Source organism: Lysobacter sp. K5869 (assembly GCF_018847975.1).
Lineage (GTDB): Bacteria > Pseudomonadota > Gammaproteobacteria > Xanthomonadales > Xanthomonadaceae > Lysobacter.
In genome coordinates this window covers 3,356,730-3,373,377 of record NZ_CP072597.1, presented here as the reverse complement: position 1 = coordinate 3,373,377, position 16,648 = coordinate 3,356,730, and the positions used below count along the sequence as shown (strand labels likewise).

The following is a 16,648-nucleotide window of genomic DNA, read 5'->3' as shown; positions in this document are numbered from 1 at the left end:
TCGAATTGTCCCGTGCTCCGCGCCGGGCTATGGTCGAGGCCACGTTCTCACCGTTTCGGAGCGATCCATGACCGCCTCCCTACCCCGCGCCGCCCTCGCCGCCGCGCTGCTGCTCAGCCTCGCCGCCTGCCAGCGCGGCAACGACGCCAACGCCGCCGCGCCCAAACCGGCGCCGGCGAAGGCCGAAACCTATTCCTCGCCGAGCAAGCTGGGCGACGTGCGGATCACCGAAGTCGCCAGCGGTTTCGAGCATCCGTGGGCGGTCGCGCTGCTGCCCGACGGCGGCTTCCTGGTCACCGAACGGCCGGGCCGTCTGCGCCGCGTAAGCGCCGACGGCGCGGTCTCCGCACCGCTGAAGAACGTGCCCGAGGTCTGGGCGCAGGGCCAGGGCGGCTTGCTCGACGTGGTGCTGGCGCCGGATTTCGCGAGCAGCCGACGCATCTATCTGAGCTACGCCGAACCCGGCGCGGACGGCAGCGCCGGCACCGCGGTCGCGTCGGCGACGCTCGGCGCCGACGCGTTGAGCGAGGTCGAACGCATCTATCAGCAGCAGCCCAAGCTGGTTGGCCCGAATCACTTCGGTTCGCGCATCGCCTTCGACGGCCAGGGCCACGTGTTCATCACCCAGGGCGAGCGCCAGCAGCGCATGGCCGCGCAGCAGCTCGACAAGCTGCAAGGCAAGCTGGTGCGGCTCAATCTCGACGGCAGCGTGCCGGCCGACAATCCGTTTGTGGGTCGTAGCGATGCGCGCCCGGAAATCTGGAGCTACGGCCATCGCAACATGCAGTCGCTGGCGGTGGATCCGCGCACCGGCACGCTGTGGGAAGCCGAGCACGGCCCGCGCGGCGGCGACGAGATCAACCGGCCGCAGCCGGGCAAGAACTACGGCTGGCCGATCGTCACGTACGGCATCGACTACAACGGCTCCAAGATCGCCGAGGCCGAAGGCAAGGAAAAACCCGGCATGGAATCGCCGTATCACGTGTGGGAAGTCTCGCCGGCGCTGTCCGGCATGGCTTTCTACACCGGGCACGCGGGCTCGGCTTGGAACGACAGCCTGTTCCTCGGCGCGCTCGCCGATGGCAGCTTGATCCGGCTGAGTCTGGACGGCGACAAGATCGTCGAGGAAGAGCGCCTGCTCAAACCGCTGGGCTGGCGCATCCGCGACGTGCGCGTGTCGGCCGACGGCCAGGTGTATGCGCTGACCGACGAGAACGACGGCAAGCTGCTGCGGATCGAGCCGCCGAAGGCGAAATGACGCCGCGCGCGTTCGCGAACGCGCGGGCCTGAGCTCGCCGTTCGCGCCGCGCGGCATCGAAGGAGACGCGCGATGGAGCGATACACCGGCGGTTGCCTGTGCGGCGATGTCCGCCTCGAGGCCTTCGGCCGTCCGTACCGGGTGGCGCTGTGCCATTGCCTGGATTGCCGCAAGCATCACGGCGCGCTGTTCTACGCGGCGGCGATCTTTGCCGAGACCGCGGTGCGCATCGAAGGCGAAACCCGCGCCTACCAGGACCGCCACTTCTGCGCGCGCTGCGGTTCCTCGGTGTTCGCGCGGTGCGGGGACGAGATCGAGGTGCATCTGGGCGCGCTCGACGCGCCGGACCAACTGAGGCCGACTTACGAAAGCTGGACGGTCCGCCGCGAATCGTGGCTGCCGCCGTTTCCGCTCGCCAAGCGCTACGAGCGCAATCGCGAAGCGACCGGCCGCACCGAGGAATAAACCTCGCCGCAACGAAAAAGCCGCCCCGAAAGGCGGCTTTTTCGCAGTGCGCGAACGCGCGGCTCAGGACTTCTGCTTGGCCCGCGCGAACGCGTCGGCCAACGCCCCGCCCAGCGGCGCCGAGCCCTTGCCCGGCGGCGCGAACGAACCGCCGCGCGGCTGCGGCTGATCGCGGCGGTTGCCGCCGCCGCGCGGGCCGCGGTCGTTGCCGCGCGGCTCATTGCCGCCGCCGCGTTCGCCCGGCGCGCGCGGCGCGGGCACCGCGTCGTCCAGGCGCCGGGTCAGGGCGATGCGCTTGCGCGGGATGTCCACTTCCAGCACCCGCACCTTGACCACGTCGCCGGCCTTGACCACGTCGCGCGGATCCTTGACGTACTTGTCCGACAGCGCCGAGATGTGGATCAGGCCGTCCTGGTGCACGCCGATGTCGACGAACGCGCCGAACGCGGCGACGTTGCTGATCACGCCTTCCAGGATCATGCCGACCTTGAGGTCCTTGAGGTCCTCGACGCCGTCGGCGAACTTGGCCGCCTTGAACTCCGGGCGCGGATCGCGGCCGGGCTTTTCCATTTCCTTGAGGATGTCGCGCACGGTCGGCACGCCGAACTTCTCGTCGGTGTAAGGCTCCGGCTTCAGGCTGCGCACGAACTGCGGATCGCCGAGCAGTTGCTTCACCTCGCGGCCGCACTGCTTGACGATGCGCTCGACCACCGGATACGCCTCCGGGTGCACGGCCGAGGCGTCCAGCGGCTCGTCGCCGTCGACGATGCGCAGGAAGCCGGCGCATTGCTCGAAGGTCTTCTCGCCCAGGCGCGGCACCTTGAGCAGTTCCTTGCGGGTCTTGAACGGGCCGTTCTCGTCGCGGTGGCGGACGATGTTCTCGGCCACGGTCGAGGACAGGCCCGAGACCCGCGCCAGCAGCGGCGCCGACGCGGTGTTGACCAGCACGCCGACCGCGTTCACGCAGTCCTCCACGCGCGCGTCGAGCGCGCGGGCGAGGCGGTATTGGTCGACGTCGTGCTGGTACTGGCCCACGCCGATCGCCTTGGGTTCGATCTTGACCAGCTCGGCCAGCGGATCCTGCAGACGCCGCGCGATCGACACCGCGCCGCGGATGCTCACGTCCAGGTCCGGGAACTCCTTCGAGGCGAATTCGGACGCCGAATACACCGACGCGCCGGCTTCGCTGACCACGGCCTTGCTCAGCTTGGCCTCGGCCATGAGCTTGATCAGGTCGCCGGCGAGCTTGTCGGTCTCGCGCGAGGCGGTGCCGTTGCCGATCGCGATCAGCTCGACGCCGTGCTTGAGGCACAGCGCGCGCAGCGTGTGCAGCGACTGGTCCCACTGCTTGCGCGGCTCGTGCGGGTAGATGGTGTCGTGGGCGACGAACTTGCCGGTGGCGTCGACCACGGCGACCTTGACGCCGGTGCGCAGGCCCGGGTCGAGGCCGAGCACCGCGCGCGGACCGGCCGGCGCGGCCAGCATCAGGTCCTTGAGGTTGTCGCCGAACACGTCGATGGCCTCGGCTTCGGCCTTCTCGCGCGCCTGACCGAACAGGTCCAGCAACAGGTGCAGGTGCAGCTTGGCGCGCCAGGTCAGGCGGCAGCAATCGAGCAGCCAGCGGTCGGCCGGACGGCCCTGATCGCGGATGCCGGCGTTGACCGCGACGCGGCCCTCGCCTTGCTGGTGGCCGGCTTCGGCGTCGCTGCCCGGGTCGAGGTCGAGGAACAGGATTTCCTCGCGGCGCGCGCGGAACAGCGCGAGCAGGCGATGCGAGGGGATCTTGGCCAGCGATTCGGCGTGGTCGAAGTAATCGCGGTACTTGGCGCCTTCGTTTTCCTTGCCCTCGGCCACGCGCGCGCGGATCACGCCGACCTCGGTCAGCCAGCCGCGCAATTCACCGACCAGCTTGGCGTCTTCGGCCCAGCGCTCCATCAGGATCGCGCGGGCGCCGTCGAGCGCGGCCTTGACGTCGGCGACCTGCTTTTCTTCGCTGACGAAACCGGCGGCGTAGTCCTCCGGCTTGAGCATCGGATCGGCCAGCAGCGCGTCGGCCAGCGGCTCCAGCCCGGCTTCGCGCGCGATCTGCGCCTTGGTCCGGCGCTTGGGCTTGTACGGCAGGTACAAGTCTTCCAGCCGCGCCTTGCTGTCGGCGGCCTCGATGTCGGCGCGCAGCTCGTCGCTGAGCTTGCCCTGCTCGGCGATGCTTTCCAGCACCGCGGCGCGACGGTCTTCCAGCTCGCGCAAGTAGCGCAGGCGCGATTCCAGATCGCGCAGCTGGGTGTCGTCGAGGCCGCCGGTGACTTCCTTGCGGTAACGGGCGATGAAGGGAACCGTCGCGCCCTCGTCGAGCAGGCCGACCGCGGCCTGGACCTGCGACGGCTGGGCGGCGATCTCGCCGGCGATGGTCAGGGCGATCTTGCGGGCGATCTGTGCGGACTGCGCGTTCTGGTCTTGCATCGTTTCCAATCGTCTAGCCCCGACCGCGGGGCGCGCGGGGATTGTCGCAATGCTGGGGGGGATGGGGAACCCGTTGACAGGAGAGGGGAAAGGGGGAATGAGGGGAACAGGGAATGGTGGGGTCGCCGCGCTGTGGGCGGATCGTCGAAAGGGGGCCCTATGAGCCGCCACGTCCTCGCCCTTCCCCGTTCCCTTCATTCCCCTCTTTCCCCCGATCCAGAGACGCCCCGCCCTTCCCTGTTCCCCTCTTTCCCTTCTTTCCCCTGCCCCAGATAAGAATCGCTCTCATCCCATCGAGTACACTAGCCGCCCCGCTCCACCACCCCACCGCGCAATGTCCTCCGCCTTTGGCACCGAGACGGTGCTGGACGTCCGTCACTGGACCGACGACTACTTCAGCTTCACCACCACCCGCGACGACGGTTTCCGCTTCGAGAACGGCCAGTTCGTGATGATCGGGCTGCAGGTCGCGAACGAGAGCGGCGTGGTCAAGCCGCTGCTGCGCGCGTATTCCATCGCCAGCGCCAACTGGGAGGAGCAGCTCGAGTTCTTCAGCATCAAGGTGCCGAACGGCCCGCTGACCTCGCGCCTGAAGTCGATCCAGCCCGGCGACAGCGTGCTGATCGGGCGCAAGCCCACCGGCACCTTGCTGATCCACGACCTGCATCCGGGCCGCAATCTGTATTTGCTCGGCACCGGCACCGGCTTCGCGCCGTGGCTGTCGGTGATCAAGGATCCCGAGACTTACGAGCGCTTCGACCACGTGGTGCTCTGCCACGGCGTGCGCAGCGAGCAGGATCTGGCGTACCGCGACTACATCGTCCACGAACTGCCGCAGCACGAGTTCCTCGGCGAGCAGATCGCCGCCAAGCTCAAGTACTACCCGGCGGTGAGCCGCGAGGACTTCGTGTTCGACGGCCGCGACCAGCGCGGCCGCCTGACCCAGATGATGGATTCGGGCCGGATGATGGAACAGCTCGGCCTGCCGCCGCTGGACGCCGAGCACGACCGCGCGATGATCTGCGGCAGCCCGCAGATGCTGGCCGACTTCCGCGAACTGCTCGACCGCCGCGGCTTCGCCGCCGCGCCGCGCATCGGTACGCCGGGGCAGTATGTGTTCGAGCGTGCGTTCGTCGAGAAGTGAACGCGTGGGCCGCGCGCTCGTCGCCGGCCTGATGCTCGCGTTCGCGGGCGCGCCCGCCTGGGCGCAGGCGCCCACGGCCGCGACCTCGGTCCGCGCCGTTTCCGCGACGCCTGCCACGACGGCCCGTCCCGCGTCCGCCGCGCCCGCGCTCGGCGAACCCGCGCCGGATTTCCTGGGCCTCGACCGCCGCGGCCAGCCGGTCAAGGTCAGCGATTACCGCGGCACGCCGGTGGTGATCAGCTTCTGGGCCGGCTGGTGCGCGCCGTGCCGGCGCGAACTGCCGATGCTTTCGACCCTGCAGCGCTCGGTGGGCCGCGAGCATCTGCAGGTGATCGCGGTCAATCTCAACGAACCCAAGCGCGATTACGAAGACTTCCTGCGCCTCAACCCGTCGCTGGACCTGAACTTCGTCCGCGACCCCGGCAGCGCCGCGCGCTACTACGGCGTGCGCACGGTGCCGAACCTGTTCGTGGTCGACCGCGACGGCACACTGGTGCAGGCGCACCGCGGCTATTCGCCTGAGAAGATCGAACAGTTCGTGCGCGAACTGGCGCCGCTGCTGCCGCCGCAAGCCGCGCGCAAAGCCGCCCCATGACGCCGCGCGGCGACCGCGCCGCGCCCTACCCGGCCCGCCGCTCGCGCCGCAGCGCCCCGCGATAGCGCCGGCTGCACGGCACATGGCTGCCGTCGCGCATGGTGATGCGGGCGTCGCCGCTCTCCAGCGGTTCGATCTCGCCGACGCAATCCAGGTTGACGATGTAGCTGCGGTGCACGCGCGCGAACCGGGCCGGATCGAGCTGGCCCTCGATCGCCGCCATCGTGCTGCGCAGCGGGTAGTCGCGGCCGCGCACGCGCAGGTTGACGTAGTTGGACGAGGCCTGCAGCCACTCCACTTCGTTGGCCGCGACCAAAAACTCTTTGCCGAGCTTGCGCACCAAGAAGCGCTCCGGGCGCTCGGCCTGGGCCGGCGCGGGCAGATCGTCGGGCGGCGCCAGCACGCTGGCCTCGCCCTGCAAGCGCCGCAGCAGCAGCCGGTAGCCCTCGATCCACAGCACCATGTAGCCGTAGGACCGCGCGTCCTTCAGGTATTCGTAGACCAGATTGAGGCCCCAGCCGCCGAGTTCGTAGCGCTCGCCCAGGCTGGCGTAGACCGCCTGCCGGATCGCGACCATGCCGACCACGTGCAGCACCGACCAAGCCACGCTGGCGAGCAAGTGCAAGGCCAGCGCCCGGCGCCAGCCGTCCAGCTGCAGCGGCACCACGCGGGTGAACCAGACCAGCGCCGGCACCAGCGCCAGCGCGGTCGCGCAGCTGCTGGTCTCCCACACCAGCGGCGCCCAGTCGGGGATGTGGAGGCCGTAGCGGTGGATGTCGATGATCGCGGTCAGGGTGCCGGCAGCGGCGTTGACCGCGAACAGCGCGACCCAGAAGGCGATCTCGGCCGGCCGGCGCCAGGGCCGGTAACGGTCCCAGGCGCTGCGCTCGGGCGCGGCGGCGGACGGGACGGCGGCGAGGGGCGCGGGCGCTTCGGCGTTCATGCCGCGCATTCTCGCCCGCGACCGGCCCGGGACGGCAACCGGCCGTCCCCACGGACCGCGTCCCGTCCCCGCCTCGCCCCGTCCGGTCACCCCGCGATGCCGCGCAAGTGCTTGAACGCGCAAGGTTCGCTCCTCTTCCCAGCGCGAGCCGACCATGCAACGCCGCTACGACATCGACGCCCTGCGCGCCCTCGCCTTCTGCCTGCTGATCCTCTACCACTGCGCCATGCTCTACGTCGCCGACTGGGGCTGGCACCTCAAGAGCCCGCACCTGTCGCAGGGCTTGCAGTGGCCGATGCTGCTGGTCAACCGCTGGCGCATGGACCTGATCTTCCTGATCTCCGGCCTGTCGGTGCACTTCCTGCTGCGCGGCACCGGCGCGGGCCGCTTCCTGGCCCAGCGCAGCTGGCGCCTGCTGCTGCCGCTGACCTTCGGCTGCCTGTTCGTGGTGCCGATCCAGCCCTACGCCCAGGGCGTGGCCAACGGCCTGGTCGAACCGGGCTTCGGCGCGTTCCTGCTGCGCTACTACCAATTCAAGCCTTGGCCGCAGGGCGCGTTCGACGGCTGGCAGTACGGCTTCACCTGGAACCACCTGTGGTACTTGGTCTATCTGTGGGTCTACACGGTGGCGCTGACCGCGCTGCTGCCGCTGCTGCGCAGCCGCGCCGGCCAGCGCCTGCAAGCCGCGCTGGCCTCGTTGCGCGGTTGGGCGCTGCTGCTTTTGCCGGCGTTGCCGCTGGCGCTGTTCTCGATCCTGCTGCAGCCGCATTTCAAGGACACCGGCGACCTCATCCACGATGGGTACCGCCACTCGATCTATTTCACCGTGTTCCTCTACGGCTACTGGCTCGGCAACGACGCCGGCCTGTGGGCCGAGCTGACCCGCCTGCGCCGGCGCACGCTGGCCTTGGCGCCGCTGCTGTTCGCGGTGTACGTGGCGATGCTGACGCTGTTGCCGGAAGACGTGCCCGACAGCGTGCAGTACCTGATCTGGACCTTGCGCAGCGTCTACATCTGGACCGCGCTGTGCGCGATCCTGGGCTGGTCGCATCGCTTGTTGAACCGGCCGCTGCGCTGGCTGCCGTGGGCGACCGAGGCGGTCTATCCCTGGTACGTGCTGCACCAGAGCCTGATCGTGCTGATCGCCTACTGGGTGCTGCCGCTGAAGTTCGGCCCGGTGGCGGAACCGGCGATCGTGCTGACCGGCACCGTGGCGGGCTGCTTCGTGCTGCACGAGATCATCCGGCGGGTGCCGCTGTTGCGGCCGTGCTTCGGGTTGAAGGCGCGCAAGGGGCGCGCGGCGGCGCCGGCGAGCGCCGGACCGGCCGTGGCGCCGGAACCGGCTTGAAGCGCGAAGTCGTTCCTGGCGCGCCGCGACGCAGGCGCGGCGCGCTCGCCTGCCGTCCTGCCCGCGAAAGCGGGCATCCAGAGCTTCACCTGCGGCGCGCCCCCGCCCGCCTCAAGCCGCCAGCGCTTTCTCGATATCCGCCACGATCGACTCGGGCTTGTCCGTCGGCGCGTAACGCTTGAGCACGCGCCCGTCGCGACCGACCAGGAACTTGGTGAAGTTCCACTTGATCGCATCGATGCCGAGGAAGCCGCCCTTCTCGTCCTTCAGCCACTTCCACAGCGGATGCGCCTTGTCGCCGTTGACGTCGACCTTGGCGTACATCGGGAAGGTCACGTCGTAGGTCAGCGAACAGAATTCCTTGATCTCCGCCTCGTCGCCCGGCTCCTGATGGCCGAACTGGTCGCAGGGGAACCCCAACACGTCGAAGCCGCGGGTCTGGAAGTCGCGCTGCAATTTTTCCAGGCCGGTGTACTGCGGGGTGAAGCCGCACTTGGAGGCGACGTTGACGATCAGCAGCACCTTGCCGCGGTAGCGGTCCAGCGACTGGTCGTGGCCGTCGATGTCGGTTGCGGAGAAATCGTAGGCGGTGGTCATGGCGGCGCTCGCGGCGAGGAGGGGCGGTGGCGGAACGATAGCGCGTCGGCGCGGGCTTTGTCCGCCGCGCGGCGCGGACGGCCACGGCGGTCACGCTTCGCTTCGGTGACGCGGGTCCGCCGCCGCGCGCGAGGCGCCGCGCAAAAAAAACGGCCCGCCGAAGCGGGCCGTTTTCGCGAAGGTTCGCGAATCAATTCATGCGGACGCCGACGCGATCAGAACTGCGCCTTGAACTCGACGCCGACGATGCGCGGATCGTTGACGAAACCGACCAGGTTGTTGAAGTCGATACCGCCGACCGCGCGCACCTCATCGAGGATGTTGCGGCCGTACAGGGCGACGTCGTAACGGCCGTTGTCCCACATATAGCCCACGCGCAGGCCGCCTTCGGTCAGCGACTTGCCGCGGAATTCCTTGGCCTCGTACAGGAAGAAGTTCACTTCGCTGCGGTAGGACCAATCGGTGAACACGTAGAACTCGTTGCCGTTGGCCAGCGGCAGGCTGTAGCGCGCGGTCAGGTTGTAGACCCACTTCGGCGCCTGCGGCAACGGGTTGCCGTCGATCGCCGCCAAGGTCTGGCCGTTGCGCACCACCAGCGGATCGGTGACGGTGCAGCCGCCGCCGCACGGAGCGACGAACAGATTGGCGTCCTTGATCTCGGTGTCGTTGTAGCTGGCGCCGAAGGTCACCATCAGGTTGTCGGTGACGTACGCGTCGAAGTCGACTTCCACGCCCTGGCCGACGGTCTTGTCGGCGTTGAGCAGGATGGTCTGGTTGAGCGCGCCGCCGACGGCGTTGATCTGCTGGTTGTCGACGTTGTAGCGGAACAGCGCCACGCCCAGGCGCGCGCGCTTGTCGAACAGGTCGGCCTTGACGCCGGCTTCGTACGAAATGACCTTTTCGGCGTCGGCCACCGACGGACGCGGCGGGGTCTGGAACAGCAGGCGGCCCTGGATGCTGGGCGCGCGGAAGCCCTTGGCGACGCGGGCGTACAGATTCACCGCGTCGGTGGCCTGGAACACGCCGCTGACGTCCCAGCTGACGTCGTCCACATCGGTGTTGACCTTGAACGGGCCCGACACCGGCGCGCCGAACGGCGCGCTCTGCAGCACGCTGGCGCTGAAGTCCTTCTTGTCCTGGGTGTAGCGCAGGCCGCCGCGCAGCTTGAAGCGCTCGGTCACCGCGTATTCGACCGAACCGAACGCCGCCCAGGCCTTGTTGCGCTGCTTCTGCTGCGCATGGCCGGCCTGCACGCCGCCGCCCAGGGTGTCGTAGTTCAGGCTGTCGACGGTGATGTCTTCGTCGAAGTAGAACAGGCCGGCCTGCCAGTTGAACGGGCCGGAGTAGTTGGATTCCAGGCGGAATTCCTGGGTGATCTGGCGATGGTCGGGCAGACCGTCGGCGGATTCGGCGGTGAACGGAATGCCGGCCGGGGTGCTGCCGCCGGGCAGGAACATCGCGCCGATGCCGCCGTCGATGTCGCCGCGGCTGATCGAATCGGCGGTCTCGTAGCCGGTGATCGAGTACAGGGTCAGTTCGTTCGACAGGTCCCAGCTCAGCTTGGCGCTGGCGCCGAAGGTCTTCAGGCGCTGGTAGTTGCGGCCGTCGATGCCGACCTTGTCGACGTCGAAGCCGTCGAACAGGTCGTTGGTGCCCTTCTTGAACAGCATCGCGCGGAACAGGCGCGCGGTGCCGTTGAGCCGGCGCGCGTGCACGTTGAACAGCGCGTGGAAGGTGTCGCTGCCGTCGTACTGCAGCTGCAGGCGCAGCGCGGATTCGTCGTAGCCTTCCAGCTTCTTGTTGGTGCGCGCGTTCGGGTTGGTGTTGTCGACCCAATCGTCGCGGCGCTGGAACAGCGCCGAGGCGCGGCCGGACCAGTTCTGGCCGAGCGGGCCGCTGATCGCGCCTTCGAAGTTGGTGGTGCCGTAGGTGCCGTAGGAAATCTGGCCGTAGCCTTCCAGCTCGCGGGTCGGCTTGGCCGATTCGAACTTGACCACGCCGGCCGGGGTGTTGCGGCCGAACAGCGTGCCCTGCGGGCCGCGCAGCAGTTCGACGTTCTCCAGGTCGAACACCGGGAAGCCCTTGAGCAGCGGGTTCTCGAGCACGATGTCGTCGTACACCAGCGACACCGGCTGGGAGGCGTTCAAATCGAAGTCGGTGTTGCCCAGGCCGCGGATGTAGAAGCGCGGGAAGGCGCGGCCGAACGAGGATTCGATGTTGAGGCTGGGCAGGCGGCCGGACAGGAAGCGGATGTCGCCGCCGCCGGAGCCGAGCACGTGCAGCTTTTCGCGGTCCACGGTGGTCAGCGCGACCGGCACGTCCTTGGCGCGTTCGACCTTGCGCTGCGCGGTCACCATCAGCGCGTCGAGGGTCTTGGCTTCGCCGGCGGCGGGAGCGGCCGCGGCGGGCGGGGCGTCCTGGGCGAAGGCGACGGAGGAAACGAAGGTCAGGCCGACGGCCAGGGCCAGGGCATGACGACGGGGAGCACCAAGGTGCTTGGACATGGTCGGGTTTCTCGGTGGACGAGGCGCGCGCGGCGCCAGTGCTTGGGAAACCGCCGCGGCGTGCGCTCCCGGCGTACGGGGGATGGGGCGCGGGCTGACGGCGATGGTCGATCGGACCGCCCCTTGGCGGCCGTTGACGCGGATCGGCCCGCGCCGTGGTCGGCTCATTGACCGGCGAATGTTACCAAATCATTAAAGAGCCTGTACTCGAACGGGGGCAAGCTGGGGATGGCCCTATTCGGATCGGCCGCTTGGGCCGGGCGGCGGCGCGGCAGTGTGGAAACGAACGCGCTACCCGCCCGTCGCGCTTACTTCGCCGACACCACCTTCGCCGGCGGCGCGAACGGCTTCACCCCGAGCTCGGCGTACACCTCGCTCGGGTAGTACGCGGTCTGGCCCTGCAGCACCAGCGAAATCTTGCGCAGGTCGCCGATGTCGCGGGTCGGATCGCCGTCGATCAGGATCAGGTCCGAACGCTTGCCGGCCGCGACCGACCCGCGGTCGGCGTCCACGCGCGCGACCTTGGCCGCGTTCCAGGTCGCCACCTGCAGCGCCTGCGCCGGGGTCAGACCGGCGCGCACGTACAGCGCGAGTTCGTGCTGCAAGGTGAAGCCGGGCACCTCGTCGGTGCCGGCCAACAGCGGTACGCCGGCCTTGTAGGCGCGGCCGACGAATTCCACCGCCTTGTCGTAGGACTTGTTGTAGCGCTGCCAGGTGGCGTCGTCGGGAATGTTCATCTCCGCCGCGCGGCGGCCGCGCTGCACGTCCGGCGGCAGGTGCGTGTCGACCGCGGCGAAGATCGGCGACAGTTCGCCTTCGCGCTGGTGCAGGAATTCGAACGTCGCCAGGGTCGGATCGATCGCGATCTTCTTCGTCGCCAAGGTGTTGATGAAGTCCTGCACCGGCTTGGAATCCAGGTCCAGGTCGGCGGCCTTTTCGGCCACCAGATAGAAGCGCTGCAGCGTGCGCGTGTCGGTCTTGTCGTCGACGAAGAAGTTCAGCAGCAGCTGGTTGATGTGCTGGATTTCGTCGAAGCCCTGATCGACCACGTCCTGCGCGCGCAGGAACGCCGGCACGTGGCCGCTCACGCGCATGCCCTTGCTGTGCGCGTAGGCGACGGTGTCGCGCAGCACCGCCTTGGGGAAGGAGTTGTAGATCTTGATCTGCGGGTAGCCGTGCTCGTGATACCAGTCCACCGCCTGCTTGGCTTCGTCGAGGTTCTTGATCACGAAGCCGTTGCGCGCGGAGTAGTTGCTCTCGCCCTCGATGAAGCCGGCCGGGACCACGTTCGGCGACATCAGCGTGCCGCCCTTGATCTCGCCGATCATCTGCTGCAGCGTGGCGTTGTCGTTGCCCATGTCGCGCACCGTGGTCACGCCGGCGGCGATGTTGAGGCCGCCGTCCCAGCGCGAGACGTGGCCGTGCATGTCGAACAGGCCCGGCAGCAGCGTCTTGCCCTTGCCGTCGACGGTGCGCTCGGCCTTGACGTCCTTGCCCGCCTTGCCGACCGAGACGATCTTGCCGTCGCGCACCAGCACGTCGGTGGCCGCGCCCAGCGTCGCCTTCTCGCTGTCGAACACGCGCACGTCGCGGATCAGCGTGGTGCCGGCGAAGTCGTGGCCGAGCTTCTTGCGCAGGTCCACCAGCAGCTCGCCTTCGGCGGCTTTCTGCTGGGTTTCCAGCGCGCCGGCGTTGGCCTGCCAGCCTTCCTCGATCAACTGCAGGAAGCCGGGATAGATCAGCGCGAACACGCGCGGCTGGGCGTCGTTGGTGGCCCAGACGAAGTTGGGGGTGAAGCCCTGGCCGGTCAGCGCCAGCAGTTGCACGGTCTGGCTCTTGCCGTCGCGGGTCACCTTGGCGTCGCCGAGCTTGCGCGCGCTCAGGCTGCCGCCCGGCAGCAGCGGCAGCTTGCCGTCGGCGCGCTTGGACAGCGCGCCCAGCGCCACCGACATGCCGGCCGGGGTGCCGCCCAGCGGCGAGTACAAGCCGGTGCCGGACACCTTGATTTCGCCGTGGTCGGACTTGCTCTTCCAGCGCGCGGTGTCGCCGTCGCGCTCGAAGCTCTCCTCGACCTTGGCGCCGAAGGTCGAGGTGCCCTGCACCGCGTAGCGGCGGTAGGTGCCGTCCTCGGCCAGGGTGTAGGTTTCCTTCAACTCGGGGCCGCGGCCGTTGTCCTTGAACACGAAATCGACGGTGTAGGTGCCGTCGTCGGCGCGCGTCACCACCTGCTGGCCGGCCTGCTTGCCGCCGTCGACCAGGGCCAGATAGCGCGTGGTTTCGGCCGCCAGCGCGGAGGCGCTGAGGCTCAGCAGCAGGGTCAGGGCGAGGGTGCGGCGCGGCAGGCTCGGACGCGGGAAGGTCATCGGGGTTGGGCTCGCTGGGTTGGGTTGAGGAACGAGTGAAGAGGAACGAGGAACGTAGTCGGGGCGTCGGGGCTCAGTCTTGGCTGTGGGTAATCATCAGCACATAACCGTCGGGGTCGCGCGAGCGGAATTCGCCTTTGGGGCGGTAGAACGGGTAGCCCATCGGGCCGGCTTCGTAGCCGGCGGCGATCACGCGCTCGCGCATGGCGTCGACGTCGTCGCAGTAGACGTAGAACAGCACGCCCTGGACGCCGTCGTCGATCGGACCGTCGGCGCGCACCAGCATGAATTCGGCGCCGCCGGGGTTTTGCATCCGGGCCCACACCACCTCGTCGCCGCATTCGGGCGTGCGGTGGACGTTGCCCATGAAGAAACCGAGCACGGCGTAATACTCGGCGGCGCGCGCGACGCTGACGACGTGCACCATCGGCACGAAGGCTTGCGCATTGGGGGTCTGGCCCATCCTGGCGGCTCCCGGCGTGAAGTCGCCGGAGTGTAAACCGCCCCGCCCGGCCCCCGCCCGGGCGGTTGGTCATGCGCGATCTGCCGGTTTCTCCCCTGCGGCGCCCGCCGCGCGCGGCCTATGCCTTTCGTCATGGGCTGGCCCGGGAGCCATCGGGTAGGCTTCCAGGTTCCCTTTGACGAGGTTGAAGCACATGAAGCACCCGCTCGCCGTGGCGCTGGCCGTGGCCCTGATCGCCACCGTCCCCGGCCTGGCCCACAATGCCCAGGCCCAGGCCAAAACCGATAAGACCGTGACCGACAAGACCGAGAAATCGACCGCCGACGCCAAGACGAGCGCGAATCCGTTCTTCCAGCCCAGCCCGCTGCCGCTGCACTTCCCGCAGTTCGACAAGATCAAGGACGCCGATTTCGCCCCGGCCTTCGATCGCGGCATGGCCGACCAGCTCAAGGAAGTCGCGGCCATCGCCGACAACCCCGAGCCGGCCACCTTCGACAACACCATCGTCGCGCTGGAGCGCTCGGGCCAGATCCTGAGCCGCAGCGTCTCGACCTTCTTCAACCTCGCCGGCACCGACACCAACCCGACCCGCGAGAAGCTGCAGCAGACCTACGCGCCCAAGCTGGCCGCGCACCGCGACGCGATCTCGCTGAACCCGAAGCTGTTCGCGCGCATCAAGGACCTGTTCGACAAGCGCGCCTCGCTCGGCCTCGACGCGGAGAGCGTGCGCCTGATCGAGCGCTACCACTCCGATTTCGTGCGCTCCGGCGCCAACCTCGACGAGGCGCAGAAGACCAAGCTCAAGGCGATCAACGCCGAGCTGGCCGAACTGGGTTCCAAGTTCAGCACCAACGTGCTGGCCGAGGTCAAGGATTCGGCGATCGTCGTCGACACCAAGGAAGAATTGAACGGCCTGTCGGACGAGCGCATCGCCGCCGCCGCCGAAGCCGCCAAGGGCCGCGGCCTGCAAGGCAAGTACCTGCTGACCCTGCTCAACACCACCGGCCAGCCGCCGGAAACCGACCTGACCAACCGCGCCCTGCGCGAGAAGCTGCACAAGGCTTCGGTGATCCGCGGCAGCCGCGGCAACCAGTACGACAACACCGCCATCGTCTCCAAGGTCGTCGCCCTGCGCGCCGAGCGCGCGAAGATGATGGGCTACCCGAACTACGCGGCCTACGTGCTCGAGGACGAAACCGCGAAGTCGCCCGAGGCGGTCAACAAGATGCTCGGCCAGCTCGCTCCGGCCGCGGTCGCCAACGCCAAGCGCGAGGCCGCCGACCTGCAGGCGATGATCGACAAGGAACAGGCCGCCAAGGGCGAGAAGAGCTTCCAGCTCGAGCCGTGGGACTGGGCGTTCTACGCCGAGAAGGTGCGCAAGGACAAGTTCGCATTCGACGAAGCCGAGCTCAAGCCCTACTTCGAGATGAAGAACGTGCTGGAAAACGGGGTGTTCTACGCCGCCGGCCAGCTCTACGGCCTGAAGTTCAAGCAGCGCACCGACCTGCCGCTGTACCGCGACGACGTCAGCGCCTACGACGTGTTCGACGCCAACGGCAAGCAGCTGGCGATCTTCATCGCCGACATGTACGCGCGCGATTCCAAGCGCGGCGGCGCGTGGATGAACTCCTACGTCGAGCAGTCCGAACTGTTCGGCACCCTGCCGGTGGTCGCGAACCATCTCAATATTCCCAAGCCGCCGGCCGGCAAGCCGACGCTGATGACCTGGGACGAGGTCACCACGATGTTCCATGAGTTCGGCCATGCCCTGCACGGCATGTTCTCGAACGTGAAGTACCCCTACTTCTCCGGCACCAGCGTGCCGCGCGACTTCGTCGAGTTCCCCTCGCAGGTCAACGAGATGTGGGCCGACTGGCCGTCGGTGCTGGCCAACTACGCCAAGCATTACCAAAACGGCCAGCCGATGCCGAAGGAATTGCTCGACAAGGTGCTGGCGGCGTCGAAGTTCAATCAGGGTTTCGCCACCACCGAATACCTCGGCGCGGCGATGCTGGACCAGAACTACCACCAGATCGGCGACCTGTCGAAAGTGCCGGCGGCCAAGGACGTGATCGCGTTCGAAACCGCCGCGCTCAAGCAGGACGGCATTTACTACCCGCCGGTGCCGCCGCGTTACCGCACCACGTATTTCAGCCACATCATGGGCGGGTATGCGGCCGGTTATTACGCGTATATCTGGTCGGAAGTGCTCGACGCCAACACCGTGGAATGGATCAAGCAGCACGGCGGCCTGACCCGCGAGAACGGCGACCGTTTCCGCGCCACCCTGCTCTCGCGCGGCGGCAGCAAGGACGCGCTGCAGCTGTTCCGCGATTTCTCCGGCCACGAGCCGCAGATCCAGCCGCTGCTGGAACGCCGCGGCCTGACCGCGCCGGCCACCCAGCCCGCGGCCAAGGGCAAGTAAGTCCCGACGGCCTCGCCGGGCCGGCCTCGCGCCGGTCCGGTCCGCGCGCCGAACACCCGCCGGGCCGGCTCCGCGCCGGCCTC

Annotated in this window: 11 protein-coding genes and 1 pseudogene; 6 read left to right on the top strand and 6 right to left on the bottom strand. The window is 68.5% G+C overall.

All coding sequences use genetic code 11. The features are described from left to right. Window positions 1-67: 67 nt before the first annotated feature. Together J5226_RS14570 and J5226_RS14565 are read left to right on the top strand one after the other, a co-directional pair. A complete protein-coding gene (locus J5226_RS14570) occupies window positions 68-1,258 on the top strand; it encodes a PQQ-dependent sugar dehydrogenase (RefSeq protein WP_215835195.1) in 1,191 nt (396 codons plus the stop codon). A 72-nt stretch (window positions 1,259-1,330) separates the two neighbouring features. Beyond that, window positions 1,331-1,723 (top strand): GFA family protein, encoded by a 393-nt coding sequence (locus J5226_RS14565; RefSeq protein WP_215835194.1) that lies wholly within the window; start codon window positions 1,331-1,333, stop codon window positions 1,721-1,723. Between the two features lie 270 nt (window positions 1,724-1,993). On the opposite strand, the pseudogene J5226_RS14560 reads toward J5226_RS14565, so the two are convergent. Next, window positions 1,994-4,183 (bottom strand): annotated as a pseudogene (locus J5226_RS14560) (Tex family protein); the annotation flags it as partial. A gap of 334 nt (window positions 4,184-4,517) precedes the next feature. Here J5226_RS14560 and J5226_RS14555 point away from each other — a divergent pair. Both J5226_RS14555 and J5226_RS14550 read left to right on the top strand, forming a co-directional pair. Beyond that, window positions 4,518-5,327: a ferredoxin--NADP reductase gene (locus J5226_RS14555; protein ID WP_215835192.1), complete on the top strand. Its 810-nt coding sequence runs from the start codon at window positions 4,518-4,520 to the stop codon at window positions 5,325-5,327. 4 nt (window positions 5,328-5,331) lie between these two features. Further along, window positions 5,332-5,922 (top strand): TlpA disulfide reductase family protein, encoded by a 591-nt coding sequence (locus J5226_RS14550; RefSeq protein WP_215835191.1) that lies wholly within the window; start codon window positions 5,332-5,334, stop codon window positions 5,920-5,922. Window positions 5,923-5,947: 25 nt separating this feature from the next. On the opposite strand, the gene J5226_RS14545 is transcribed toward J5226_RS14550, so the two are convergent. Then, a complete protein-coding gene (locus tag J5226_RS14545; protein ID WP_215835190.1) occupies window positions 5,948-6,865 on the bottom strand; it encodes a LytTR family DNA-binding domain-containing protein in 918 nt (305 codons plus the stop codon). Between the two features lie 154 nt (window positions 6,866-7,019). On the opposite strand from J5226_RS14545, the gene J5226_RS14540 reads away from it, so the two are divergent. Then, window positions 7,020-8,213 (top strand): acyltransferase family protein, encoded by a 1,194-nt coding sequence (locus tag J5226_RS14540; protein ID WP_215835189.1) that lies wholly within the window; start codon window positions 7,020-7,022, stop codon window positions 8,211-8,213. Window positions 8,214-8,324: 111 nt separating this feature from the next. On the opposite strand, the gene J5226_RS14535 is transcribed toward J5226_RS14540, so the two are convergent. The 4 genes from J5226_RS14535 to J5226_RS14520 form a co-directional block, all read right to left on the bottom strand. Continuing rightward, complete coding sequence (locus tag J5226_RS14535) at window positions 8,325-8,810, bottom strand: glutathione peroxidase (RefSeq protein WP_215835188.1); 486 nt, start codon at window positions 8,808-8,810, stop codon at window positions 8,325-8,327. A gap of 215 nt (window positions 8,811-9,025) precedes the next feature. Further along, window positions 9,026-11,167: a TonB-dependent receptor gene (locus tag J5226_RS14530; RefSeq protein WP_255323115.1), complete on the bottom strand. Its 2,142-nt coding sequence runs from the start codon at window positions 11,165-11,167 to the stop codon at window positions 9,026-9,028. 455 nt (window positions 11,168-11,622) lie between these two features. Then, window positions 11,623-13,677 (bottom strand): amidohydrolase family protein, encoded by a 2,055-nt coding sequence (locus J5226_RS14525; RefSeq protein WP_215835186.1) that lies wholly within the window; start codon window positions 13,675-13,677, stop codon window positions 11,623-11,625. Window positions 13,678-13,750: 73 nt separating this feature from the next. Next, the gene (locus J5226_RS14520) at window positions 13,751-14,140 is read right to left on the bottom strand and encodes a VOC family protein (RefSeq protein ID WP_215835185.1); all 390 of its coding nucleotides are present in this window, start codon (window positions 14,138-14,140) and stop codon (window positions 13,751-13,753) included. A 193-nt stretch (window positions 14,141-14,333) separates the two neighbouring features. On the opposite strand from J5226_RS14520, the gene J5226_RS14515 reads away from it, so the two are divergent. Next, window positions 14,334-16,565, top strand: a complete 2,232-nt coding sequence (locus J5226_RS14515) for a M3 family metallopeptidase (RefSeq protein WP_215835184.1) — start codon at window positions 14,334-14,336, stop codon at window positions 16,563-16,565. Window positions 16,566-16,648 lie beyond the last annotated feature (83 nt).

Coding starts and splice junctions, on each gene's coding strand:
- J5226_RS14530 (WP_255323115.1), bottom strand. CDS start 11,167: ATGGTGACCGCGCAGCGCAAGGTCGAACGCGCCAAGGACGTGCCGGTC.
- J5226_RS14565 (WP_215835194.1), top strand. CDS start 1,331: ATGGAGCGATACACCGGCGGTTGCCTGTGCGGCGATGTCCGCCTCGAG.
- J5226_RS14570 (WP_215835195.1), top strand. CDS start 68: ATGACCGCCTCCCTACCCCGCGCCGCCCTCGCCGCCGCGCTGCTGCTC.
- J5226_RS14555 (WP_215835192.1), top strand. CDS start 4,518: ATGTCCTCCGCCTTTGGCACCGAGACGGTGCTGGACGTCCGTCACTGG.
- J5226_RS14540 (WP_215835189.1), top strand. CDS start 7,020: ATGCAACGCCGCTACGACATCGACGCCCTGCGCGCCCTCGCCTTCTGC.
- J5226_RS14515 (WP_215835184.1), top strand. CDS start 14,334: ATGAAGCACCCGCTCGCCGTGGCGCTGGCCGTGGCCCTGATCGCCACC.
- J5226_RS14525 (WP_215835186.1), bottom strand. CDS start 13,677: ATGACCTTCCCGCGTCCGAGCCTGCCGCGCCGCACCCTCGCCCTGACC.
- J5226_RS14545 (WP_215835190.1), bottom strand. CDS start 6,865: ATGAACGCCGAAGCGCCCGCGCCCCTCGCCGCCGTCCCGTCCGCCGCC.
- J5226_RS14535 (WP_215835188.1), bottom strand. CDS start 8,810: ATGACCACCGCCTACGATTTCTCCGCAACCGACATCGACGGCCACGAC.
- J5226_RS14520 (WP_215835185.1), bottom strand. CDS start 14,140: ATGGGCCAGACCCCCAATGCGCAAGCCTTCGTGCCGATGGTGCACGTC.